At 40.7% G+C, this 24,391-nt stretch carries 24 protein-coding genes and 8 tRNA genes; 9 read left to right on the top strand and 23 right to left on the bottom strand.

The features are described 5' to 3' along the window. The first annotated feature begins 75 nt into the window (after window positions 1–75). Window positions 76–1,209 (top strand): MFS transporter, encoded by a 1,134-nt coding sequence (locus AT15_RS07485; protein ID WP_161484662.1) that lies wholly within the window; start codon window positions 76–78, stop codon window positions 1,207–1,209. Between the two features lie 217 nt (window positions 1,210–1,426). Here the strand turns inward: AT15_RS07485 and AT15_RS07480 are convergent, their stop codons facing one another. From AT15_RS07480 to AT15_RS07460, 5 genes are all read right to left on the bottom strand, one after another. Next, window positions 1,427–2,707 (bottom strand): MFS transporter, encoded by a 1,281-nt coding sequence (locus tag AT15_RS07480; protein ID WP_235598533.1) that lies wholly within the window; start codon window positions 2,705–2,707, stop codon window positions 1,427–1,429. 95 nt (window positions 2,708–2,802) lie between these two features. Further along, window positions 2,803–2,878, bottom strand: a tRNA-Phe gene (locus tag AT15_RS07475). An 8-nt stretch (window positions 2,879–2,886) separates the two neighbouring features. After that, window positions 2,887–2,961 (bottom strand) — tRNA-Val (locus AT15_RS07470). 5 nt (window positions 2,962–2,966) lie between these two features. After that, window positions 2,967–3,042, bottom strand: a tRNA-Glu gene (locus tag AT15_RS07465). 217 nt (window positions 3,043–3,259) lie between these two features. Next, the gene (locus tag AT15_RS07460) at window positions 3,260–4,477 is read right to left on the bottom strand and encodes a M48 family metallopeptidase (RefSeq protein WP_068347992.1); all 1,218 of its coding nucleotides are present in this window, start codon (window positions 4,475–4,477) and stop codon (window positions 3,260–3,262) included. A 97-nt stretch (window positions 4,478–4,574) separates the two neighbouring features. Between AT15_RS07460 and AT15_RS07455 the strand changes: the two genes are divergently transcribed. Further along, a complete protein-coding gene (locus AT15_RS07455; protein ID WP_068347989.1) occupies window positions 4,575–5,744 on the top strand; it encodes a phosphopentomutase in 1,170 nt (389 codons plus the stop codon). Window positions 5,745–5,779: 35 nt separating this feature from the next. Next, window positions 5,780–5,855, top strand: a tRNA-Ala gene (locus AT15_RS07450). 76 nt (window positions 5,856–5,931) lie between these two features. Here the strand turns inward: AT15_RS07450 and AT15_RS07445 are convergent. Beyond that, window positions 5,932–6,006, bottom strand: a tRNA-Glu gene (locus tag AT15_RS07445). Between the two features lie 114 nt (window positions 6,007–6,120). Here AT15_RS07445 and AT15_RS07440 point away from each other — a divergent pair. Continuing rightward, complete coding sequence (locus tag AT15_RS07440; protein WP_068347981.1) at window positions 6,121–6,909, top strand: alpha/beta hydrolase; 789 nt, start codon at window positions 6,121–6,123, stop codon at window positions 6,907–6,909. Here the strand turns inward: AT15_RS07440 and ribF are convergent. Genes ribF through AT15_RS07420 form a run of 4 tightly spaced genes read right to left on the bottom strand, consistent with a single transcriptional unit; the run spans window position 6,874 to window position 10,471 of the window. Then, complete coding sequence (gene ribF, locus AT15_RS07435; RefSeq protein ID WP_068347976.1) at window positions 6,874–7,785, bottom strand: riboflavin biosynthesis protein RibF; 912 nt, start codon at window positions 7,783–7,785, stop codon at window positions 6,874–6,876. The genes AT15_RS07440 and ribF overlap by 36 nt on opposite strands. A gap of 3 nt (window positions 7,786–7,788) precedes the next feature. After that, window positions 7,789–8,721, bottom strand: a complete 933-nt coding sequence (truB, locus tag AT15_RS07430) for a tRNA pseudouridine(55) synthase TruB (RefSeq protein WP_068347974.1) — start codon at window positions 8,719–8,721, stop codon at window positions 7,789–7,791. Then, window positions 8,721–9,089: a 30S ribosome-binding factor RbfA gene (gene rbfA, locus AT15_RS07425; RefSeq protein ID WP_068347972.1), complete on the bottom strand. Its 369-nt coding sequence runs from the start codon at window positions 9,087–9,089 to the stop codon at window positions 8,721–8,723. Before rbfA ends, truB begins: the two co-directional genes overlap by 1 nt. A 50-nt stretch (window positions 9,090–9,139) precedes the next feature. Further along, on the bottom strand, window positions 9,140–10,471 hold the full coding sequence (locus AT15_RS07420; RefSeq protein WP_084251613.1) for a patatin-like phospholipase family protein: 1,332 nt from the start codon (window positions 10,469–10,471) through the stop codon (window positions 9,140–9,142). A 150-nt stretch (window positions 10,472–10,621) separates the two neighbouring features. Here AT15_RS07420 and AT15_RS07415 point away from each other — a divergent pair, with 150 nt between their 5' ends. From AT15_RS07415 to AT15_RS07395, 5 genes are all read left to right on the top strand, one after another. Further along, window positions 10,622–12,313 (top strand): ABC transporter ATP-binding protein, encoded by a 1,692-nt coding sequence (locus AT15_RS07415; RefSeq protein ID WP_235598532.1) that lies wholly within the window; start codon window positions 10,622–10,624, stop codon window positions 12,311–12,313. A 1-nt stretch (window position 12,314) separates the two neighbouring features. Then, entirely contained in the window at window positions 12,315–14,258 is a 1,944-nt protein-coding gene (locus AT15_RS07410; protein ID WP_068347966.1) for an ABC transporter ATP-binding protein, read from the top strand. Window positions 14,259–14,376: 118 nt separating this feature from the next. Next, window positions 14,377–14,452: transfer RNA gene (locus tag AT15_RS07405), tRNA-Lys, on the top strand. Next, window positions 14,453–14,541, top strand: a tRNA-Leu gene (locus tag AT15_RS07400). It abuts the tRNA gene before it with no gap. 30 nt (window positions 14,542–14,571) lie between these two features. Further along, a tRNA-Gly gene (locus AT15_RS07395) sits at window positions 14,572–14,646 on the top strand. A gap of 70 nt (window positions 14,647–14,716) precedes the next feature. On the opposite strand, the gene AT15_RS07390 is transcribed toward AT15_RS07395, so the two are convergent. The 13 genes from AT15_RS07390 to AT15_RS07330 are packed head-to-tail and all read right to left on the bottom strand — an operon-like array spanning window position 14,717 to window position 24,342. Beyond that, complete coding sequence (locus AT15_RS07390; RefSeq protein WP_068347963.1) at window positions 14,717–15,571, bottom strand: hypothetical protein; 855 nt, start codon at window positions 15,569–15,571, stop codon at window positions 14,717–14,719. 17 nt (window positions 15,572–15,588) lie between these two features. Beyond that, a complete protein-coding gene (gene tgt / locus AT15_RS07385; protein ID WP_068347961.1) occupies window positions 15,589–16,716 on the bottom strand; it encodes a tRNA guanosine(34) transglycosylase Tgt in 1,128 nt (375 codons plus the stop codon). After that, window positions 16,709–17,338, bottom strand: coding sequence for a cyclodeaminase/cyclohydrolase family protein (locus tag AT15_RS07380; protein ID WP_068347959.1), 630 nt, complete (start codon window positions 17,336–17,338; stop codon window positions 16,709–16,711). Before AT15_RS07380 ends, tgt begins: the two co-directional genes overlap by 8 nt. Before the next feature lie 23 nt (window positions 17,339–17,361). Beyond that, on the bottom strand, window positions 17,362–18,087 hold the full coding sequence (gene deoC / locus AT15_RS07375; RefSeq protein ID WP_235598531.1) for a deoxyribose-phosphate aldolase: 726 nt from the start codon (window positions 18,085–18,087) through the stop codon (window positions 17,362–17,364). Between the two features lie 39 nt (window positions 18,088–18,126). Next, on the bottom strand, window positions 18,127–18,675 hold the full coding sequence (locus AT15_RS07370; RefSeq protein WP_068347955.1) for an HD domain-containing protein: 549 nt from the start codon (window positions 18,673–18,675) through the stop codon (window positions 18,127–18,129). Continuing rightward, the gene (gene radC, locus AT15_RS07365; protein ID WP_084251622.1) at window positions 18,629–19,336 is read right to left on the bottom strand and encodes a RadC family protein; all 708 of its coding nucleotides are present in this window, start codon (window positions 19,334–19,336) and stop codon (window positions 18,629–18,631) included. The genes AT15_RS07370 and radC overlap by 47 nt, the downstream gene beginning before the upstream one ends. A 14-nt stretch (window positions 19,337–19,350) precedes the next feature. Further along, window positions 19,351–19,929 (bottom strand): nucleoside triphosphate pyrophosphatase, encoded by a 579-nt coding sequence (locus tag AT15_RS07360; protein ID WP_068347951.1) that lies wholly within the window; start codon window positions 19,927–19,929, stop codon window positions 19,351–19,353. Further along, window positions 19,914–20,423, bottom strand: a complete 510-nt coding sequence (locus tag AT15_RS07355) for a Gx transporter family protein (RefSeq protein ID WP_068347950.1) — start codon at window positions 20,421–20,423, stop codon at window positions 19,914–19,916. Before AT15_RS07355 ends, AT15_RS07360 begins: the two co-directional genes overlap by 16 nt. Next, window positions 20,420–20,776 (bottom strand): NusG domain II-containing protein, encoded by a 357-nt coding sequence (locus tag AT15_RS07350; RefSeq protein ID WP_068347948.1) that lies wholly within the window; start codon window positions 20,774–20,776, stop codon window positions 20,420–20,422. Before AT15_RS07350 ends, AT15_RS07355 begins: the two co-directional genes overlap by 4 nt. Then, window positions 20,773–21,813, bottom strand: coding sequence for an FAD:protein FMN transferase (locus AT15_RS07345; RefSeq protein WP_068347946.1), 1,041 nt, complete (start codon window positions 21,811–21,813; stop codon window positions 20,773–20,775). Before AT15_RS07345 ends, AT15_RS07350 begins: the two co-directional genes overlap by 4 nt. Further along, the gene (amrS, locus tag AT15_RS07340; RefSeq protein WP_068348057.1) at window positions 21,783–22,772 is read right to left on the bottom strand and encodes an AmmeMemoRadiSam system radical SAM enzyme; all 990 of its coding nucleotides are present in this window, start codon (window positions 22,770–22,772) and stop codon (window positions 21,783–21,785) included. Before amrS ends, AT15_RS07345 begins: the two co-directional genes overlap by 31 nt. A 19-nt stretch (window positions 22,773–22,791) precedes the next feature. Further along, entirely contained in the window at window positions 22,792–23,310 is a 519-nt protein-coding gene (gene amrA / locus AT15_RS07335; protein WP_068347944.1) for an AmmeMemoRadiSam system protein A, read from the bottom strand. 9 nt (window positions 23,311–23,319) lie between these two features. After that, window positions 23,320–24,342 (bottom strand): 6-phosphofructokinase, encoded by a 1,023-nt coding sequence (locus AT15_RS07330; protein ID WP_068347942.1) that lies wholly within the window; start codon window positions 24,340–24,342, stop codon window positions 23,320–23,322. Window positions 24,343–24,391 lie beyond the last annotated feature (49 nt).

Below are 24,391 nucleotides of genomic sequence, written 5' to 3'. Positions count from 1 at the left end.
CCTGACAGGAAAAGATAAGTCCAAAAACCATATTCCATAAAGTTACCAGAGTTACCCACAGAAAAGGAGCATAAAGTGCTTTTTCAAAATTTTTTCTTTGAAGCGATTACATATTCAAGCCTTGCTGCAAGAAATATGCTTGGTCAGTTTTACGATATTGCAGGATTCAGCCCTATAGAAATTGGCTATTTGATGGCCATGATTCCATTAATTGCTTTAATCTCAAATCCATTTTGGTTCAGGGTAGGCTCAAAGATAACTGATAAAAAAGCCTTTCTTATTGTTTCAATTTCTTCTGGTATTTTATTCTGGTTTATATATCTTTCAGATGATTTCATTCCCGGGCTTATTTCTGTTACCCTTTTCTCCTTTTTCTTTTCAGCGGCGGTTCCCCTTGGCGATTCGTTAATGATGGCTTCAGTAAAGAAGCATGGCGGTGCATTTGCAAAAATAAGGCTCTTTGGAACCATTGGCTTTGCAGCAACTGCCCTGTTGTTAGGTGGACTGGTGAAATGGGGATTTATCTGGTATTTTGTTGTTGCTTCAGCAAGCCTTTTCATTGCACCTTTGTTGTTAACCCCCACTTCGCAATCAAAGGTCAAAACCTTCAAAAAGCCTATAATAAGTCCAGTTTATGATGGAAATTTGTTCACATTTACGATAATGATCATTGGAATGATTTTTGGGATTACCCTCAACAGCTTTCACAACACCTTCTTTCCCGTTCTTTCACGACAGCTGGGTTATGAAAAGTCCTTTGTGGGTATAGTATATGGATTAATGGCGGTAACAGAGATACCTTTTCTGCTTTTTGCAGAAAAAATTATAAAGAAATTTGGAAACTTAAGTGTTCTCATAGTAGGAATGTTTGCAAGCGCCTTGAGAGTTTTGCTAATCACCTATGTTACAGAGATGATACCGCTGTTGCTTATCGAAAGCCTTCATGGCTTGACTTATATATTGATGTATTATACCCTTTTCAACTATATGCATTTCAGATTGCATGAAAAATATCTTGTTAACGCTCAGAGCATTTTTTGGGTTTTGAGCTCAGGCGTGACGTATATTCTCGGTTCGATAATCGGTGGATATATAATAGAATTTTTAAACACATTAATCGCCTTTAGAATCATGGGTTATGCGGGTTTTGCCGCAACCGGGATGATTTTGCTCATTTTCATTTTATTTAGAAGAAAAATTGCTCAATAATATTCTTTGAAAAGTATGAACAAAGTTTCGAAAACCGAGAGCCGGGAATCCGAGAGCCTGAGAAAGAAAACTTTGAAATTCTGATCCTTTACTTAAAAGTTTTTGTTTTTGGAATTCTTGGCTCTCGAGTCCCGGTTACCACTTCTCGGTTCTCGAAACATTCCTATCCTCTTTTACTTTTAATAGTATGTATCATAGTTCCCGAGTGCCCCTTGATTTATTCAACAGGTATTCCCTTTGTTTCTCTCCCAATTGCAAGGGCGAGGATCCCTGAAATGAATGCCATAATTGCCATGGGGATCATAACCACGGTTATTGAATTCGTCTTGTCCATAACTAAAGCCGTGTAATATGGCGCCAGGATACCCGCTATTCGCGCCATAACGCCGGAAGAGCCATTACCCAGCGCACGCATCTTTGTTGGATACAATTCTGGTGTATAGGCATACACCATTCCCCAGGCTCCTAAACAAAAAACTGAAATTACAATGCTGGAAAATATCAGGGCAGTTTGCGAAGCGACACTTGCCATAAGAAGAGCAGATAGTCCGGTACCAATGAAAAAGAAAGCCGTACTCTTTTTTCTGCCGATTTTTTCAATGAGATATGCTGCAAGCAGATACCCCGGTAATTGCATAACCAGCATAAAAAACGTATACCAAAGCGAGCTATGAGCAGTTATTCCCTTTGAGCTGAATATCTTTGGTGCCCAAACAAATAGGCCATAATATATAAAGCTGACACTAAACCAAAGTGTCCATACCATGATGGTTTGTGAAAGGTATTCCCTGTCAAATAAGCTCAGCAACGGAACTTTCACACGTTTGGTAATCTCAATCTCTTCTGATACTTTTGCACCAAGAACCTTTTCAAGTCCTGTTTTGCCTTTCTTTAGATAAGCGATTTTAGGACTTTCAGGAAGTGAAAAAATAATGATAAGCAATAAAGTTGAAATTATTGACAACCCATAGTATGACCAACGCCAACCCAGCGTACCCAATGTAAATACCACAAAAAGCCCCATAAGAATGCTTCCAATAGCCCAGCTTGATTCGAGAAGAGTAAGAAATCTTCCACGAATTCTAATGGCTGTAAATTCAGTGAGATAGGCATTAACAACAGGAAGCAGCCCACCATATCCAATGCCGGAAATAAGGCGGAAAGTAATGAAGTTTCCGGATGTTTTAGCGCAACCTGTCAAGAAAGTGAATAAAGTCCCTATAATCAAATAGGAAATATTTGCCCATCTCCTGCCGAAAAGGTCGCTAAAAAGACCAGAACTAAATGCACCGATCAGCATACCTACGAAAACTGAACTTGCAATTGTTCCTTTTACAGACATTGCATCTGGTAATTCTTTTAAGATATCCGGAAGTGTCAATGACAGAACCATTACCCCGGCAGCAACAAACATCCATTCAAGGGAGGTAAAGAAAAGCATGAATGCCTGTTTTTTACCGGAAACATACTTCTCCACTACCCTGTCAATATTCACCATAGCACCTCCTGTGTAAATACTGTAAATTTACTGTGTTTACACCTTGCATAAATTGAAAAGCCCCGCATTCGCAGGGCTAGAGTCAGGGGATGGACTGGTGGCGAGGGACGGAATCGAACCGTCGACACATGGATTTTCAGTCCACTGCTCTACCATCTGAGCTACCTCGCCGCTCCATCTGGTGGAAGCGACAGGGTTCGAACCTGTGGCCTCCTGCTTGTAAGGCAGGCGCTCTCCCACTGAGCTACGCTTCCACCTCTGGCGCCCCCAAGGGGATTTGAACCCCTGCCGCCGGCTTGAAAGGCCAGTGTCCTAGACCGCTAGACGATGGGGGCCAGAACGTCGTTAATTATAATACACTATAAATCACTAATGGTCAAGAGGGAACAGGCGTGTTCACTATTTTGAAACTTTATAGAATTCAGCTATAAAAACTGCGCACTTTAAACCATAGCACTTCTCTCATAACTCGGTATCTAATTTCTCGCATTCTCTGTATTTTTGTCTCGGGTCCCGGTTACCATTTCTCGAATCTCAATTCTTAAAAGAATATCAGCTTTTAGTCAGCGCTTTTATCCTTTCTTCAAGAGTTGGATGCGAATAGTTAAAAAATGCATAAATTGGATGAGGGTTCAGATTCGACATATTTAGTTTGTGGATTTTTTTCAAAGCATTTGCTAAATTTTCCGGTTTACCTGTTATTTTAGCCGCATAACTATCAGCTTTGAACTCTGCTCTTCTACTGAGGGCATTCAAAAATCCGCGCCCCAATGAGAAAAGGGCTCCAATGAATATAATCCCATATAGAAGGACAGTATATTTTTCACGTACTCCAAAGTAATTTTGAGCTATCTGGCTATTCATAAATATCCAGAGCAAGTATGTTATCAGGATCAAGAAAAAAGACCCTATAAATATATTTTTTATCGTATCTTTGTTGACATAATGACCAGCTTCATGTGCAAAGACGGCTTCAATTTCTTCTTCATTGCAGCTGTCTATTAAAGTATCGAAAAGTGCAATCTTCTTACTCTTTCCTATTCCGGTAAAGAAAGCGTTGGAATGCCGGGTGCGCTTAGATGCATCCATCACATATATTTTTTTGGCCTTAAATCCTGCTTTTTTTGCAACAGCTTCGAGCTTCATTTTAAGATTTTCATTCTCAAGAGGAGTGAATTTGTTGAAGAGTGGCATAATAAGGGTAGGCACAATCCAGCCTGCAAGAAGTTGAACAACTAAAACTCCTACGGATAACGGTATCCACCAGTTGTTGACATTGTATAAAAGCCATAAAGAACCTGCTAGTAAAGGACCAGCAATGACTACACTCAATACGACTGATTTGAGCAGGTCTTTTATATATAGCCCAGCTGTCATAGTATTGAATCCATAACGCTTTTCAATGGAGAAGTTATTGTAAAGGGAAAAGGGAAGGGATATCACAAAATCTATGATCCCGATAAAAACGAAAAATAGGAGTCCGTTAAAGATCTGGCTATCAGTAACATTTGAAAGTGATTCCAGTTTTTGGTAAACCAAAAAAAGAAATAATGTTGTTAATATAGCATCCAGAATATCCGAGTAAATCGAAAGCAATATTTTTTCTCTGTTATAACGCTTGAATTTTTGAAACTCTGTATTGTCAATCTCTGAGGAGAGAAATACCGGTATTTTCGCTTTTGTGCCGGTTGAGTGGATAAGATTAAGAGCGTTCAAAAAAATGTTGAATATCCTTACAGAGATGAAGATAACCGCAAGAAACAATGCCATATCTTTCCCTCCTGAACTGATTTTATGTTTTTCGCTTCTAATTATACAGGGAGCATGATAACATTTTATGGTAAGAAATAAAAATAGGAGTGATAAAATGCGAGCAACTATTATTGTTCTTGATAGCGTAGGCGCTGGTGAAATGCCTGATGCGGCTGTTTATGGAGATGTAGGTTCTAACACTTTGGGAAACACCTCAAAAGCTGTTGGTGGACTGAACATGCCCAATTGCCAGAGATTAGGCCTTGGCAACCTTACCGAAATCCTTGGAGTCCCACCGGTTGAAAAGGCTCTGGGCGCCTTTGGCAAAATGCTTGAAAAAAGCCCGGGAAAAGACACTACTACTGGACACTGGGAATTTATGGGAATCGTCCTTGAAAAGCCTTTTGACATGTTTCCGGAGGGATTTCCAGAAGAAATTATTAGACCCTTTGAAGAGGCTACGGGAAGAAAAGTAATAGGAAACAAACCAGCATCCGGAACGGAGATAATAAAAGAGCTGGGAAAAGTCCATGAGGATACCGGAGCACTAATTGTTTATACTTCAGCAGATAGTGTTTTCCAGATAGCCGCACACGAGGGGATTGTCCCGGTTCCTGAGCTATATAAATACTGTGAAATAGCCAGAGAGATCCTTGATAAAAGCGGTTATAAAGTGGCGAGGGTTATTGCCCGGCCCTTTGTAGGAGAATGGCCAAATTATACTCGAACTCCCAACAGACATGACTACTCCCTTCCACCGGAAGGTGAAATAGCGCTTGAACGTCTTGTGAAGTCAGGGATTCCCGTTTATGCAGTGGGGAAGATCAGAGACATATACGATGGGCATGGAATTACCGAATATGTCAAGACCAAGGACAACAACGATGGTATTGATAAAACAATAGGGTATTTGAAAACTGTGGAAAATGGGCTTATCTTCACGAATTTGGTTGATTATGACATGAAATACGGTCACAGAAATAATCCCGTTGGTTATGCCAAAGCCCTGGAAGAATTTGATCAGAGATTACCAGAGATAATGGCTGCTATGGGACCGGATGATGTGCTAATTATCACTGCAGATCACGGCTGTGATCCAACCACTCCCTCAACGGACCATTCACGTGAAAAAGTCCCTTTGCTGATTTACGGAAAGAGACTCAAAGAAAATGTGAATCTCGGTGAAAGAGAGACCTTTGCTGATCTTGGCCAAACAGTTTTGGATTTTTTCAATGTGCCTTTAATGCGCAACGGGACAAGCTTCAAAAAAGAACTGCTGCGTTGACCTTTTTTGAGCTGTAAGTTATAATAATTTTGCGTGGGGTCGTAGCGCAGTCGGGAGCGCGTCGCCTTCGCAAGGCGAAAGTCGTGGGTTCGAATCCCATCGACTCCACCAATAAAAAGAGAGCCAATGGCTCTCTTTTTTTCTGCAATTATTAAATTAAAAAGCCCTTCATGTGAAGGGCTTTTTTTGGCAGCCCCACGGGGAATCGAACCCCGACCTTCGGACTGAGAATCCGGTGGACTAGCCGTTATCCTATGGGGCCAAGCGTAATTATCGTATCATACCAATTCTGTTTTGTAAATACCGGGTTTTGAAAATCTTCTTTTCAAAAGTATAATAAATATAATAACCGGGGACTTAAAGGGGGATGCAACGAATGTTTGTTAGAAAATGGCAGGCTTCTGGTGACACAAAAGGCAAGGTAATAATTGCACATGGTTTGGGTGAACATAGCGGTCGATATGAAGATCTTGCGCAATTTCTTAGCAGGAATGGCTTTGTTGTTTATGCTACTGACAATACCGGACATGGTTTAGATTCTGCTCCTTATGGTGCAGCGAAGAGCATCAGTGAATATGTTGAGCGTATTAAGATGCTTGCTGATATGGCAAATTTTGAAATTCCTGATAATAATCTGTTCTTATTCGGGCATAGCCTTGGTGGATTGACTTCTATCAGGCTTCTTGAAAAATATCCATCACTTTTTAGAGCAGCCATTTTAAGTTCCCCGCCTTTGATGTCTTACCGCAATGAACTTAAAAGCTTATACTTCATCCTTTTCTCGTTATCTTTTATAGTTCCTTTCCTGAGATTTAGCAATAGAATAGATCCGTCGGAGATTTCGAAGGATGACAAGACAAATAGATTTTATAAAATGGAACCCAGCGTTCATGATAAGATTTCGGTGAGGTTTTTCTTTGATATGGAAAAGCAGATAAGCCTTTCTTGGGAAAGAGTAGATAGCATCAACTGCCCTGTTATGCTAACCTATGGTTCTGAAGATAGAGTCGTTTCTACAGAAGCGATAGAAGATTTTTATAACAAGTTAAAAACTGAGAAGAAAATTCGGTGCTTTGAAGGTTCTAAACACGAACCTTTCAGGGATCAAGATGTAAAAGAAATCTATCACTCAGAAATTCTCGATTTCCTTCTCTCCTTGATTTGATAGATGTTTGGCAATCCATGCTCTTGCTATTCTTTCATCTCTTTTGATTGCTTTAATCAAATCATCTAGCGTATTGAATTTTAGTTCAGGCCTTAAATATTCAAGTAAATCCATTTCAATGACCTTACTATAAAGCTCTTTTTCAAAATCTAAATAATAGACCTCGTATTTGACTTCTTCAGAAGGGTTAATAGTGGGGCGAAAGCCAACGTTCAGGAGCCCAAAAACCGTTTCGTTGTCAATTATTGAGCGAACAATATAAACACCTGATCTGGGATGGACAAGTTTATCCTCTCCTCTCGATATGTTCGCAGTGGGAAATCCAAGCTTGCCTCCTAAACCCTGATCCCTATAAACCTGGCCGAATATATGATAAGGTCTCTGCAATAATTTCCCAGCCAATTTGATATCCCCGCGGGCAATCGCTTCCCTTATCCAGCTGCTGCTAATTCGCTTTGATTGATATGTTTGCTTCGGGATTGTCTTCAATTCAAATCCATAATCAGCTGCCATTCTCGATAGCATTTTTACATCTCCGCGGGCATTTTTGCCGAAGGTAAAATCTTCTCCAACAACCAGACCTTTTAAGCCTTGTGAAAGGAGCGAGCTTATATAATCTTCCGGTTCAATATCTTTTATCTCTGCCATGTTCACTGTTATTACATCTTCTATGCCTGTGTCAAGGATAAGCTCAATTCTTTGGGAAACCGGATAGATAAGTCCGGGAAAATTCGGAAAATAATATTGCCATGGATAAATCATGGATATGGCAATACTATTTGCTTTTAGATTTTTGGAAAGGTTGACAGCTTCATCAATGATTTTTCTATGGCCTGCATGAACGCCATCAAAAGTACCTATGCACGCAACGAACATTTACTAATCACCAAAAACCTTTATTAGTTTTGCTATACGTTGATTTTCCATTTTTTCAAAGAGCTTACGTATAAAACTGGAATCCCTTTCAGCTCTTGCAATGGCCAGGAAGATACCCTCTTCATCTATAACTCTAACCAGATCATCCTTTTTGAACTTCCCATCAATGCCCGCCAATCCGTTGAGCCAAATTTGCTGGCCGTTTAACACGGCTTTTCCCTGAGCTTCTGTAACAATAATGGAAGGGAGGAACCCGGATAATACCCTTTCGGGTTCTACTATCGAAAAAGAAGAGATTTCTTCAGGCGCTATTGCTTCATGGACAGAAAAATTGCCTATTTTTTCTCTCCTCAAATAAGTGGTAGTGGCACCGCAACCTAACTGATATCCAACATCCATAACCAAAGATCTTATGTAAGTTCCTGAAGAGACTTTTGCTTTAAAGGCAACCTCACCATTATCATGATTTACTTCAATATTACTTATGGAAAAGATCTTAACTTTTTTGGGGGGGAGGTTGATTATTTTCCCTTCACGGGCTAGCTGATACAATCTCTTTCCTTTATAACGCTTAGCAGAATAAGCGGGTGGCACCTGAAGATATTCACCCTCAAAGCTTTTAAGTGTATCAACAATTTCTATTTCAGTTAGGTCTTTCCAGGTCGAGTGCTCTTCTGCTACTTTGCCGGTTATATCAAATGTATCTGTAACTACTCCGAGCTTCATCCTTACGTTATAGGTTTTCTCGAAGTCTTTTATGTATTCAAGTAGTCTTGTTGCTTTTTCAACACCAAGAATGAGCAAACCGCTTGCAAAGGGATCCAGTGTTCCCGAGTGGCCGATTTTTTTTATTCCTAACCTTTTTCGGGCTATGTTAACCACATCATGCGATGTGATCCCGTCAGGCTTGTCTATAAAAAGAAAACCAGAGGCCATTATTCGCTTTCCTCTCCCTTTTCTTTATTTATTTCCTCAAGAATCCTGGATATCCTTAAGCTCGCATCAATCCCTATGTCTGCCTTGAATCTCAACTCAGGTGCTTTGAAGAGCCTGATCGCTTTTGCAATTGCTGTTCGAAGATATCCCTTGTTCTCTTCAAACCAGTTTACAACTTCCTCTTTTTTCATAGAATCTATGAGACTGCTCACAAAAACGTTTGCGTATCTTTTATCCTTCGATAGCTCTACTCTTACAATATTCAAAAGCGAAGCGTCGATACCGGCTCCTTTGTAATTTCTCAAAGCTTCTGAAAGAACTTTCTGGATTTCCGATTCGAGCATTTGCCTTCTGTAAGAACCAGCCATATCATCACCTCCGGCTCCATAAATTATACAGCACAAAATATCATATGTTTCTAATCTATTGTAACCAGCTCTTCCAGGGTCTTCTTCAATTCCAGGTATTTTTCCTTTTTTGGAAGCGGTTTTCCTTTATCTAATAAGATTTTGAGCCCTTCAAAAAGTCTTTTATAGCGGAGGTTTTTCAAAAAAGATTGCACGATATTTAAATTGCTTTCCGCTTCGCCCCGAATTATTATTTCTTTCAGCAACTCATAAGAATCATATAATTTCAGCCATTCTATCCCCCAAAAAGATGCGAGCTGTTCCAAAAGGATATATGAAGTATCTGATGAAGGCTTTCCAAAAATTCCCGTGTAAGACTCCAAATAGGGAAGGAATATCATGTTATATAAGTACTCTTTTTCCGCTGTATTTGAGTAATGCAGATCCAATACGCCAAAAAGCTCCTCGATAGATTCGGCTGAAAGGGACATGAACAATTCCTTGAATATATCTTCAGTGCTGAAAATATAATACTTTTCTCCCTTCAAAATGCCAAAAACTCTCAGTGTATCAAGATATCCCTCCAGCAAATATTTCCTGCTGACTTCAGGATCAAATGTCAACACTGTTCCGAAGTGCTTTCTTGGTTTTATAAAGATGATTTCCGACTTGTTTCTGTAACGACCAAGGAAATTCAGGATATCCGTTAAGCCATATGTTCCAATATCCACTGCTATTATCTTTTTGTAGCCACGATTTATCGCAAGCTCAATGGGGATATTACTGTAAATGCCTCCATCAATATACCGCTCCCCGCCAAAGGTTTCTCTTTTGAACACCGGAAAATTTGAGCTGGCAAGTATATAATCAACAAGTTGCCCATCTGGAATGTCTTCAAGGTAAAGCATAGTCGGTTTCATTTTGCTCAACGAATATGCTACCAAACCATAGTCAACGCCTGAAGATCTCACTCTTTCTTCATCAATTAGTTTACTTAATTCATTTCGCAAAGGGGTTACATCTATCCCCGTGAAAAGACTTCTCATGGCCCTGGCAATATCAGTTGCTGAAAGACTTGAAAGGTTTCCTTCTATAATTTTTTTGACTTCGGGTGATACATCCATAACATCATCATAATTCATAGAAAGCCAAATATCTCTCAGCATTTTAAAATCACCCATAAGAATTCCTGCAGCATTTATTGAACCCACTGATGTACCGTAAATGCCGCCAACATGAATATTAAGATCACTCAGGGCTTTCCAGACGCCTATTTCATAAGCACCCCGTCCTCCGCCTCCGGAAAGTACAAGGCCTATTTTTTCATTTAACCAGCTTTCGGATAACGCAAATCCTGCTGATGTCAAAAGCATGCACACTCCAATTACCAACAGTTTTTTCATAAGCTCACCATGCCTAATAATAACATCATAGATGGTAAAATTGTTAAAGAAAATGAATTCTTCGTATGCTAAAATTAGTAAGCTAAACTTACCAATGGGGTGGTAAATCTGATAAAAAGTTTTATACGCCGATATTGGTGGATGTATTTGATGGGGGCGTCTTTTGTTATACTGGTTGATTTGCTTCAGCTTGTATCCCCCAGAATAATTGGAAATATTATCGATAGGCTAAAGACCGGCGTGGAAGATATTAGCGTCCTAAAAACATCTTTATACGCAATAATTGGCGTTTCCCTCGGGATATTTATTTCCAGGTTTTTCTGGAGAATTTTCATCATGGGCAGTGCAAGACGCTTTGAGTATTACTCAAAAAAAGTGTTATTTGAAAAATTATTGTCTTTACCAGCAAGCTTTTACGACCGCATTAAAGTCGGTGAATTGATGGCACGCTTTACGAATGATGTGGCGGCTGTCAGGAGAGCAATGGGTCCTGCAATAGTGATGTCTGTGGATGCCATATTTATGACTCTGGTAACTGTATTTGCAATGGGTTCTTTGATAAGCTGGAAGCTCACATGGATTGTTATAATTCCTTTACCACCTCTTGCTTTGATTTCCGCTTTTTTTGGAAGATTAATACATACGCGTTTCAAAAAGGTTCAGGCTGCTTTTGCGGTAATGACAGATTCTGCCGAGGAAAGCGTTTCCGGGATAAGGGTTATAAAAAGCTATGGACAGGAAAAATCAAGATATGAGATGATGTATGCAAAATCCGACGACTATGTTCAAAAAAATATCTCGCTAATCCGTGTTTGGGGTATGTTTTTCCCGCTTATTCAATTGCTCGCGTCTATTGGTTATGTTATTGCAATGTCTTTCGGTGGAAGAGCAGTGATCACCGGGCAGCTGACCCTGGGGGAATTTGTTACTTTCACCACCTATCTTGGTATGCTCATATGGCCAATGATGGCTACCGGGTGGCTAATTAATATTATACAGCGTGGTCGCGCTTCTTATAGCCGTCTGAAGGAATTGCTTAATGAAGAAACCGATATCATTACCAAAGATCCTGCAAAGGTTGAAAAACTTACCGGAGACATAGAAATTAACAGACTTACTTTCAAATATCCAAACAGCAAAGATGCCGTTCTGAAAGATGTTTATCTTCATATTCCGGCTGGAAGCAAGATTGCAATAGTCGGAACAACGGGTTCAGGAAAATCTACACTTGCGAAGATTTTGACACGCTTATACCCGATTCCCGAAGGAAAGGTTTTTATTGACGGAAAAGACATAAACCGCATTGACCCAGCCGTTTTGCGGGAAAATATCGCATATGTTCCTCAGGAGACATTCCTTTTTTCAGAAACAGTTAAGAACAACATTGCTTTTGGGGTCGAAAACGCATCTGATGAGGAAATCATTCGCTATGCTTCTATTGCGGCAATCCATTCCGACATAGAGAATGACTTCCCTGAAGGCTATGAAACAATGGTTGGAGAAAGGGGTGTAACTCTTTCAGGAGGGCAGAAGCAACGCATCGCAATTGCCAGAGCACTCTTGAAAAAGGCCCCGATTGTCATTCTTGACGACTGCCTCTCCGCAGTGGACACAGAAACGGAGCTTAAAATCATTTCTTCCCTCAGAGAAGGAATCGATTTAAGAACAGTTATCGTCATTTCTCATAGGCTAAAAGCCGTGAGAGATGCTGACATAATTTACGTGTTGCATGATGGTGAAATAATCGAAAGCGGTGCCCATGACACTCTGATGGAAAAGGGCGGTTTATACAAGAGAATGTATGAACGGCAGTTGCTCGAAGAGAAATTAGAGGAGGAATAACATGCCTCAAAGTGTTTATGCTGAAACTGAAAGCAAACACAAGGTCGAAGATTGGTCGATAATTAAGAGGTTATGGAAATATGTAAAGCCATATACCTGGCTGTTCGTTCTGGGTATTATCTTGATTTTTGCTTCTGCTGGTCTGGATCTTGTTTTCCCATATCTCACCAAAGTTGCTATTGATGACTACATGAATGCAGACCATGCTTATTCAGTTGAAACTGCAAACGGTGAATTTACCATAACAAACGACCCGGAAGGAGCCTTTCGCTTAAAGCAATTAGAAGATGGAAGCTATGTGATCACTGATGGCGAAAGCAGTTATAGTGTAAGCCCGGAAACATTAAAAGAACTTAGGGTCTCAGATCTCAATGGGCTCACTAAAATTGTCATTTACATGTTGCTTGTATTGATAGCCATGTTTGGAGCTGTTTACCTTCAAGTCTATATTACCAACTATATGGGTCAAAAGATAACCCATAACATAAGAATGGACTTATTTAAGCATGTTATGAAATTGCCTATGCGTTATTTTGATACCACACCAAGCGGAAGGCTCTCTACAAGGATTGCAAACGATACAAAAAATCTTGCAGAATTTTTTAGCAGTGTTATAACATCGCTGGTTAAAGATGTCGTTCTGCTGGTGGGTATTGTAATTGTTATGCTCAGAATGTCAATTTATCTTGGAACGATTTCGCTGTTCATTTTACCGCTTATACTCGTTAGCACGCTTGTTTTCAGGTATTTTGACCGTATCGCATACAGAAAAGTCAGGACACGACTTGCTATAATCAACGCTTTTTTGGCTGAACACATTTCAGGTATGCCAGTGATTCAGATATTTAATCAGGAAAAGAGAAAAGCCCGGGAATTCGACAACGTAAACAAGAGTCACTATAAGAGTTTGATTGAACAGCTCATGGTCTTTGCGATATTCAGGCCTCTTATGGATCTTCTTTATTATCTCGCAATTGCAGCTATCATATGGTTTGGCGCTAAAGGAATTCTTGATGGAAGAGTGGGATTTGGAGTAGTGTATGCCTTTACAAGCTATGTCGAAATGTTTTTTAGGCCATTGAGAGATATTGCCGAAAAATACGACATTGTCCAGAATGCCCTCGCCTCAGCTGAGAAGATATACAAGATAATGGATGAACCTGAAGAGATCTACAATGAAGACCGGCCGGTTGTAACATCTTTGCGAGGTGAGCTTGAATTTAAAAATGTGTGGTTTGCCTACGATAGCGAAAATTACGTATTGAAAGATATATCATTCAAAGTAAACCCCGGTGAAAAAATAGCGATCGTTGGAGAAACTGGCGCAGGTAAAACTTCTATAATAAGCATATTGAATGGATTATATAAGATTCAAAAGGGAGATATTTTCATTGATGGACGTTCGCTTTATGACTACAACCTTCAAAGCCTTCGAAAGAAGTTGGGGCTCGTGCTACAAGATGTATTCTTGTTTTCAGGTACGGTTCTCGATAATATCAGGCTGTTTGATAGCAGCATATCAAAAGAACGGGTTCATGAAGTGGTAAGGTATATAGGTGCTGAGCGATTTATCAAGCGTCTTCCCGAGGGATATGAAACGAAAATTCTTGAAAGGGCCGGAACGCTTTCCGCGGGAGAGCGCCAGTTGATAGCACTCGCAAGAGCGGTTCTTTACGACGCTGATATCCTCGTTCTTGATGAAGCAACGGCAAACATAGATACAGAAACAGAAGCCATCATACAGGAAGCCATGGAGAAGCTCTCACACAAAAAAACAGTTATTACTATTGCCCACAGGCTCTCCACCATTAGAAACACCGATTGGATTCTTGTTATTCACAAAGGTGAATTGGTTGAAAAGGGTTCCCATGAAGAGCTGATAAAGCTCGGTGGTATTTATTATGACCTTTACAGGTTGCAATATGAATTGGGTGATATTGCGTAACACCAGTCTTTGAGTAAAATAATAAGTGATTTAACTAAATTTAATTTCTGCCCCTCTTGAAGAGCTGGCTTTTCAATGCTATAATTTTCTTGCCGGCGCTGAGAAGCTCTGGCAAGGAGACCCGCTAGCTCAGCAGGCAGAGCACTTGACTTTTAATCAAGGGGCCGAGGGTTCGAATCCCTCGCGGGTCACCAGCGAGAGTGGCGGAATTGGCAGACGCGCTGGACTTAGAATCCAGTGAGTTTGAAAGCTCGTGAGGGTTCAAGTCCCTCCTCTCGCACCAAAACGTCACTCTTGTAGCATTATTAAGCAGGCGGAAGTAGCTCAGCGGTAGAGCACCTGCTTGCCAAGCAGGGGGTCGCGGGTTCGAATCCCGTCTTCCGCTCCAAAATAAAGCGCCTCTCTCAGGAGGCGCTCTTTGTTTTATAGTTTGACACTTTTATTTCCATTCACCGCTATTACCATTCACCGCAAAATGTAGCACCCCACATGAAGGGAATGTCTATGTTGTTATCTCTAATAGTATTATCTAAATTCGCTCCAAAGCCAGCGGAGAACTTCATCTTTCCAGCTTTGAACTCTATTCCCCCGCCGACAACACGGTCGAAATATTCCCAGTTAAGATCGGCATTGTAGCTAAAGCCACCACGTAGCATAAATCCCGGAAACAGCTGCAGTTCGGCAGAAACACCGGCATATCTGACATTCATACCATTTCTTGTCCCCACTTCAAAGCCCATGTGGAACAGGTCAAAAACCAATCTTAAACCGACAAGAACATCGAGTCTTTCTGCAAATGCCGTTGAACTGCTACTCCATAGCACAGCGTTTTTGAAAGCGGCAATATATTCAAGATAAGGAAGCGTAATGCCAGTGATGCCTGCGCTGATAGATAACCAATAGGTGTTTGTTGGAGGGCTCGTAATATTCTCAACTTCAAATTGTATCTTGGTGCCAAAGTTTGTTGCGGGATTTAAACCGGAAGACACCAGATAGCTTAAAGCCCTATAATTTCCTACCAAACCAACATCAAAAACATATTCTAAAATACCGGCCATACCGCCATCCGAAGGATCATATAGTGCCAGGTGGAGCTCACGCTCATAAGTTGTTTCTCCACTCCTTCGATATTCAAGTACCTGCGGGGAAAAACCATGAAACAATATTCCGTAAAGGTCTGATGGGCTTCCGTAGCTTGCCCAATAACCGCGCGCAAGGGCTTGATTCCCTCCTGTTTGAACAAGGAAAGGGTCAAAGGCAAATAATATCGATGTGGTTGCTAACAACACTAACAATAATGCGGTTCTCTTCATGAGACCACCTCTTTGCTCTATAATTCTGGCAACAGAACTTCTTTTTTTATTAGACCACTGTTATAACATTCCTCTTTAAATTCTTTGAAGGTATCGGATGCTATTGCTTCACGAATTTTTCCTGTAAATTCAAGTAGAAAATGTATATTATGATAACTCACGAGCAATTTGCCAAGCATTTCATCCCTTGAAAAAAGGTGATATATATAACCCCTTGAATAATGCTGGCAGACTTTGCAGCTGCATTCGTTATCGATAGGCTCTTTACTGTGCTTGAATTTAGCTGCTTTCAGATTAATTTTACCATTCCAGGTTAATGCAGTGCCATGTCGCCCTATCCTTGTTGGAAGAACACAATCGAACATATCTATTCCGTTTTCAACGGCAGTAATGATGAGGTCAGGGCTTCCAATTCCCATAAGATATCTTGGTTTATCTTCTGGCAAAAGATCAACAGTATATTCAAGAATTTCCTTTGTGATTGGAAAAGGTTCACCAACGCTCAGCCCACCAACTGCAAAACCGTCAAAATCCATGGAAGTAATCTCCGCAGCGCTTTGTTCTCTAAGGCTTTTATCAAAAGCTCCCTGAACAATTCCAAAGAGAGCTTGAGACCCATCGTGATATGCAAGGCAACGTTTGGCCCATTCGGTGGTGCGTTTAACCGATTTCTCGGCATATTCTCTGGACATCTCCGGTGCTACACACTCATCAAAGGCCATTGCTATGTCAGAGCCAAGTGTCATCTGTATTTCCATCGAAAGTTCCGGTGTCATGAAAATCTTAGAACCATCTATTGGAGATTTAAACATTACTCCATCATCACTTACTTTCTTGTTTTTTATACTAAATACTTGAAAACCTCCGCTATCAGTAAGAATGGGCTTGTCCCAACCCATGAATCTGTGCAAACCACCGAATTCGCGGATGATTTCAAGGCCTGGCTTTAGATAAAGATGAAAAGCATTGCCAAGAATTATCTGCGCACCGATTTCTTCAAGTTGATGCTGCCATATTCCTTTTACAGTAGCGTTGGTACCAACGGGCATAAATATTGGAGTATCGATTATCCCGCGCCGTGTTTTCAGCTTTCCAAGGCGGGCACGGGAATTTGGATCCTTCTTGATTAGTGTGTATTCAACCATTTCTTTTCGTGATCACATCTATAATCCTTTCGTGAGCTCCTTTGATTTGCTTTTCGATGTGATCCATTTCCTCCTTTATCCATTCTGAATATTTTTCATCTTTCAGGCTCTTCATGTTAATCGTTACATTAGCCTTGGCCACATAATAAACAGCAAGAAGAAGATGTGACGCGCTCTCAACATCTGAAATGGCATTCAAGTTTCCCCATTTGGCAACTCTCTCGAGATTGATGATGATATTTTTGGCTCTTCTTGCAAGGTCAAAGGGCACCTCAATAGCGGTTTTCAACGCTTGCTGAATTTTTACTTTGCGAACAGCTTTTTCATCATCTGTGTTCTTTGGAAGTTTGTAAGCTGACATGACCTGATCGAAAGCTTGAACATCTTTGTTGACGAGATCGCAGAGATAGGTCATTTCATTTTCGCATACTTCAAGGGCGGATTCCATCTGGTCCGAAACATCCTCATAACCTCTCTTGCCGATTGTGAGGTTTGCAACCATGGCTCCCAGAGAAGCTGCAAGGGATGCAACAACGCAGCCAACTGCTCCACCGCCCGGAGTGGGCGACCTTTCGGCAACGCGCTTTAAAAACTCCTTTACGCTAAGAGTGCATAAATCCATAAGATCATCCCCCTTATCCAGATTTATCCGTTGACAATTTTTATTCCCGAACTCGTGCCAATTCTATCAGCACCGGCTTTGATCATGGCAAGGGCCATTTCCCTTGTTCGTACTCCGCCAGATGCCTTTACTTTCATTTTTTCTCCAACAACGAACTTCATAAGAGATACATCTTCAACTGTTGCACCTGCTTTGCTGAAACCTGTGGAAGTTTTTACAAACTGTGCCCCAGCTTCTTTTGCGATTACACATGCCGCTATTTTTTCCTCGTCAGTTAACAATGCGGTTTCAATGATGACTTTTACAGTTTTCCCCTTTGAAGCTTCGACAACGGCTTTTATATCGTCATATACTTCTTGATAAAGTCCGGCTTTAAGATAACCTACATTTATCACCATATCAAATTCATCCACACCCTGAGCAAGGCACCATTTTGTTTCGAAAACTTTCACATCTGTGGATACTGCACCTAGTGGAAAGCCTATTACGACAGCTCTTTTTACCTCAGAGCCTTTTAGCATGTCGTTTACCAATGGCAAAAACGCGCTATTGACGCAAACACTAAAAAAAGAATGCTCAATGGCTTCTTCACAAAGTTCTTTTACCATATTTGGTGTAGCTTCTGGCTTCAGAAGAGTGTGGTCTATATATTTTGACAGATCGATATTTTCCAGAATCTCCCTTTCCTGAAAATGATACTCCTCTTTAAATCTACGGATTTCGTCGGTGATTTTTCTGTTCAAATCCATTTTTATCATCCTTTCGATAAAATTAGGTCTTTCCTTCTATTAAAGCCCGAGCTCTTTTGAAATTCCTTGCATGGCTTTTAATGATAGAGAAAGAAACTCATCAAGAGACAATCCAAATTCCTCGCAACTTAACATATTTTCACGACTTGCGCCTCTTGCGAAACTCTTTTCTTTAAATCGGTTTTTTAAAAAATCAACAGTCAGATCTTTCAGTTTTGTACCTTTTCTGATAAGAACTGCGGCTACAATAAAACCCGTTACGGGATCCGCTGCATAAATCGCTTTCTCAATAAGTTTTTCGCGTTTTTTGTGCTCACAATGTGCCAGAATGGCATTTTTGACTTCTTCTGGAACATCATGGTCTTTTAACAATTCGATGGTCATAAAGCCGTGTTTTTCCGGTGATTCAAAAGTATAATCATAATCAAGATCATGCAAGAGCCCGGCAATTCCCCAGAGCTCTTCATCTTCGTTAAACCTTTTCGCAAATTCTCTCATTACAGCTTCTGTTGCCAACATGTGCTTTATAATATTCTTTCTCTTAACGTGTTGCTTTATAAGTTCCATAGCCTTCTCGCGCGACAACATGTTGCACCTCCAGTACATCAAAGGATTTTGAAGCGCTAAAACTGTAATATTTCCCTTTGCCTATTATAACGTGATCAAGGAGCTTTATCCCTATTATTTTACCAGCCTCGGAGAGTTTTTCAGTTATTTTTATATCCTCGATGCTTGGCGTAGGATCGCCAGATGGATGGTTATGAACAACTATGACAGCCGCTGCTGCCTTTTTTATAGCTTGTTTGAAGACCTCTCTGGGGTGAAGCAGTGAGCTATCAATCGTTCCAAGGCTTATAGTATCGTATCCTGAAAGATTCAGTTTGCTGTCAAGGCTTATAACACGCACTGCTTCCTCTTCAAGAAGGGTCATATCATGGCAGAGATAATAAACACTTTCAGGGTCTCGTAAAGATTTCCTGGTAGTTGAGGCAATTTCTTTGAATACCCGGTTCCCGATTTCAAGGGCAGCTTTTAAAGTTACCGCTTTGGCAGGGCCTATGCCCTTTATGGAAGAAAATTCAGAAAGGTCCGCAGCGAGTAGCTTTGTAAGGGAACCATATTTTTTTAGCAATTTTTGACTCAATTCAAGCACGTCCATTTCGCTGGAACCTGTTCTAAGAAGGATAGCTATAAGTTCTGAATTGGTAAGGGCTTTTGAACCCATTTCGATTAGCTTTTCCCTTGGCATATCACTGCCTGCTTTCAAAATTTGTACCCCCTATCTCTCAATTCAAACCAGATCCTTCCAATGGGAAGTCCCATAACATTGTAAAAATCCCCTTCGATTTTTTCCACAAATAACGCTCCAAAATCCTGTATCCCATACGCACCAGCCTTATCCATGGGAATACCTGTTTCTATGTATTTCTTGATAGTATTATCATCAAGAACCCTGAACTTCACTCTGGTAACTTCAACAAAGGAGAATTCTTCCTTTGATGATATTATGCCTACGCCTGTATATACTTCATGAACAGCTCCGGAAAGCTTTTTCAGGTGGCTGAAAGCTTCATCAGGATTTTTTGGTTTGAGAAGAATTTCCCCCTTAAACATGACGATCGTATCAGCACCAACAATAATGCGTTTATCTATATTACCGATTTTTACCAATATACTTCTGGCTTTTTCCAGAGCAACCCTTTTTAAATCCTCAATCACATTAGATGTCCTCAGAGTTTCATCTACATTTTCAGGATGAATCGCCCTGGAAGGTACCCCGAGATACCTGATTAATTGTTTTCTGCGCGGAGATGAAGATGCAAGTATTATTTCCTCTGCCATAAAGAACCCCCCACCCTTTTGAGCACTTCAAAGGCAATATACGCGTTGATTAAAGCCGATATACTTCCTGTAAGGAAAAAATAGGGATAAAGTTCAAAAAGCCTAAAATCACCAATTATGTAAAAGGCCGCGATGGTAAGCTGTACGAGATTATTTACAGCAGCTCCAATGATGCTTATGCCTGCCAACCCAAAAATGCCCGTTTTCCACATATACCACATCACGACCACAGAACCTGACACGCCAGACAATCCCATCAAAAACCCCGGTGTGGCGATTTTTCCTGAAATAAGGCTTCCGAGAATATTTTTCCCGACGGATATTGTTAACAAATCTATAATTGGCACCCCTGGAAGTGAAATTAAAATTACCATATTGGAGAAACCCCATCTTCCGCCTGGAACAGGTAATGGAAAAGGTATTAAAGTTTCAAGAAAATATATCGCTGAACCAAGAGATATCAAAATAGCGAATTTTGCAACTTTGTTGTTCATCTGGTTATCGCATCCATCGTTTCACCGGAAGTCGTGCTGATAATCTCTATTACTATCTTATTGGGCAAACACACAATAGGCACCCCGGGAGACGAGATCCACCCTTGTTTTACGCAAAGCTTCTCAGGACAGTCAGATTCTTTCGCCCTAATCTTTCCAGCAAGAACTTCAACGGTCATGTGATTTTCAATGTTATAAGTCGCATCTTTTGACAAATCGATTTTCATATATGCTTTTCCACTCACATAAACTTCTGCTTCTGTGCTCCTGTAGGGTGCTCTAATCGAAATGAATAAAATAGTGACAATGAGCAATGCAATAATAATCACATCGTTTCTGGTTACGAGCTTCATTTACTCAGGTACACCTCAAAGCCTTTGTTTTTGAAAATTGAGAGGTCGTCTCTCACGAGAAAAGCGAGAGCACCATATCTCGGGAAAAAAGTAACACCGGGTGAATCTCCCAGAACAAAGGCAGCAGTGGCATATGCATCGGCCAGCATTGCGCTCTTGTGAATAACCGTTGAGCTTATTACGCCGTTGTTTGCTGGAAACCCTGTTGAAGGGTCAAATATGTGATGATAACGTACATCATCAACTTCGAAAAAGCGTTCATAATCGCCAGAAGTGGCTATTGATCCATCGTACATATAAACGTAGTCTATGACTTTATCTCCATTTTCACTTCTTGGATGTCTGATTCCAATTACCCATGGTCTGCTACCGAATTTAGGGCCAATTATTCCAATATCACCGCCGGCGTCAATAAAGCCTGTAGCCTTTTCATCTATGGATTTGATCTTCAGTATTGCCATATCCACAGCGTAGCCTTTGGCAATGCCCGAAAGGTCAATTTGTGCTCCATTTAACAGTCTGACTCTGTCTCCTTCTGGTGATATCTCTATATTTTTATAACCGACTTTTGCCAAAGCTTCTTCGATATCATTTCTGCTTGGGACATGTTTTTCGCTTTCTATGTCATCAAAACCCCATAATTTTATTATGGGGTATAATGTTGGATCAAAGGCACCACCTGTGTTTTTTGAAACTTCAAGGGCACTCTTCAATAGAAATGCCGTTTCCTGGTCGATTTCTACCCAATTTCCTCTGGAAGAGTTGAGCGTTTCTACAATACCTCTGGTGCTTCCGTATTTTTCATCAATTCTTTTAATCTCTTTGAAAGCTGCATTTGCAAGCAAAACCGGGGAGGTTTTGTCGCTGTTAACCCTCACCGTTACATATGTCCCAAGCAAATAATCGGTTTTTGTATAGTACTCTTTTTTATCATTTGTGATGAACAACCAGGTTAGAATCGATATTGCGAGCAAAGCGAGTATGGTGTACAAAAAGGTGGAACTACTCAAAGGATTACGGGAATTTCTTTGCCGCACTTGGAGCACCTGCCTTCTTCATCCAGGTTTTTGATTTCTGTGCTGTATCCATTTCTTTCAATAAGAAGCGCCCCGCAGGAAGGACAGTATGTATTGCTTTCTGTTGCATCGGGAATGTTACCGAGATAAACATAATTAAGCCGTTCACGCGCTAACTCCCACAATTTGGAAAGCGTTTCAATAGGCGTCGGCGGTATGTCGTACTTGTAAGCAGGATAATAACGGGTAATATGTAAAGGTACATCAGGCGAGAGTGAAGAAATCCATCTGGCTTCTTCGACCATATCTTCAGCAGAGTCATTTTCACCGGGAATGATCAGTGTTGTGAGTTCAACATGAACATTGGCCTGGAGAGCTTTTTCGATGGTCTTTAATACGTGCTTTTTTTCGCCGCCAATTTTTCTGTAAAAGGCTGAATTCCACCCTTTCAGGTCAATATTCACTGCATTGACCGATTGCACCAGCAAATTAAGGGGTTCTTCATCAATATATCCGTTGGTGACCAGAACGATTTCGATGCCCTCTCTAATAGCGTTCCTTGCAGTGTCGAGTATGAATTCGAAAGAAACAGATGGTTCATTATAAGTGAAAGCAAGACCAAAAGAATTACGGTTTTTTGCTATTTCTATAAGCTGGTCCGGTACAACACGATTTATTATTTTTGGCCTTTGCTTTGAAATCTCCCAGTTCTGGCAAAAGTCACATTGCAAATTACAACCCCAGGAACCAACTGAAAGTATTTCTGAACCGGGATAATAGTGATACAATGGCTTTTTTTCAATCGGGTCCATTGCTATCGATGTCAGTTCGCCATAGTTAAGTGAATACATCATGCCCTTGATATTCTTTCTGGCTTTACATATACCCACATGACCGGGTTTTATTATGCATCTGTTAGGGCAAAGTGTACACTGCAAGACATCATCTTCCAGCTCATTGAAGTAAATAGCTGGTTTCATTGAATCACCTCTATATCAGCTAGTAATATCTATTAGCCGTAAACCTAAAAATTTTGAAATCCTCACCGGAAGAAATACCAGCTTTTATTAAAACAATTCTTAACTGTTTCTCTACAGTATCGACTTCCGGTAAATCAGGAAGCAGTACGCCACGTCGCCAATCCTTTTCGACGATAACCCCATATTTTTTGGGATCAAGGTCTTCCTTTGAGCATTCTTCGGGTTCGCTCAATATGTCAACAGAAATGATTATGCTGTCAAGTTCATCTTTTGAGAGAGGCGAAAATCTCGGATCCCTTGTTGCGGAAGCAATTGCATTGTCACGGATCTCTTCAGCCAGTGTCCCTTTCGTTGGAAGCACAGTACCGATACAACCTCTAAGGTCGCCATTTTTCTTGTGCAACGTTACAAAGCATCCTGCTCTTTTTGTTGTCAACTCTTCCGGAAGAAAATCTGGAATTTCAGGATAAACCCCCTTTATAATGAATGACTCAAGAACTTCCCAGGCCCACCTAACATAAGGCGAATTTCCTTTCATCACCAACCACTATCCAAAGAAAATCTGTGCGAGCTTATAATAATCAAAGGGAACAAATTTTTTCGTTGCAATTGCGTATTCGAGTGGGATAGAAACGATTTCGTTTCCCCTTAGCGCAACCATTCTGCCGAAATCTCTGTCGATTACAAGCTTCATCGCATGAACGCCATATCTTGTTCCAAGAACTCTATCAAAAGCCGTAGGCGTCCCACCTCTTAAAAGGTGACCCAGAACCACTGAACGTGTATCATATCCCGTTCTTTCCTTAATGATTTCAGACATGTAGTGCGCTATTCCACCCAACCTGATATGTCCGAAGGCATCTATCTCGCTTTTGTCCCCGACAATATTTTCAAGTTCCGTAGGCTTGAATCCTTCGGCAACAGCGATGATCATATAGCCTTTGTTCTCCATTCTTCTCTTGACATACTCAACAATTTCATTCAGTGTCATCGGATATTCGGGAATAAGGATTAAATGCGCACCAGCTGCAAGACCAGCCTCAATAGTGATCCAGCCAGCATCACGTCCCATGAGCTCAACGATTATTACCCTACCATGAGATTTAGCAGTCGAATGTAATCTGTCAATGGCATCAGCGCCAACGTTCACTGCGGTATGATATCCAAAAGTGAAATCTGTATTTGAAACATCATTATCAATTGTTTTAGGAACACCGATAACGTTATATCCCATCGATGAAAGCTTGGCAGCCACTGAAAGCGTATCGTCCCCGCCGATGGCAATGATTGCATCGATTCCGAGCTTTTTTATATTTTCTTCTAATTTTTCGCTTAACTCCTTGCTCCTGAATGGGTTGGTTCTTGAAGTCCCAAGGATTGTACCTCCAATAATATGGATGCCTTCAACATCGTCATCAGTCAAAACAGTGTATTCAAGATCCACGAGCCCTTTCCAGCCGTGCATTATACCAAGAATTTCAACGTCTTCCGGGGAAGATTTGACAATACCCCTGATAACAGCATTTAATCCCGGACAATCTCCACCACCTGTTAAGATTCCTATTTTCATGTTCATGCCTCCTGTTTTTGGTCTTTTATACATTATAATTATAACACGA

The sequence above is a fragment of the Kosmotoga arenicorallina S304 genome, assembly GCF_001636545.1.
GTDB classification, from domain to species: Bacteria; Thermotogota; Thermotogae; order Petrotogales; family Kosmotogaceae; genus Kosmotoga_B; species Kosmotoga_B arenicorallina.
The sequence above is the reverse complement of the archived record's forward strand: the minus strand, read 5'-3'. Positions and strand labels throughout refer to the sequence as shown.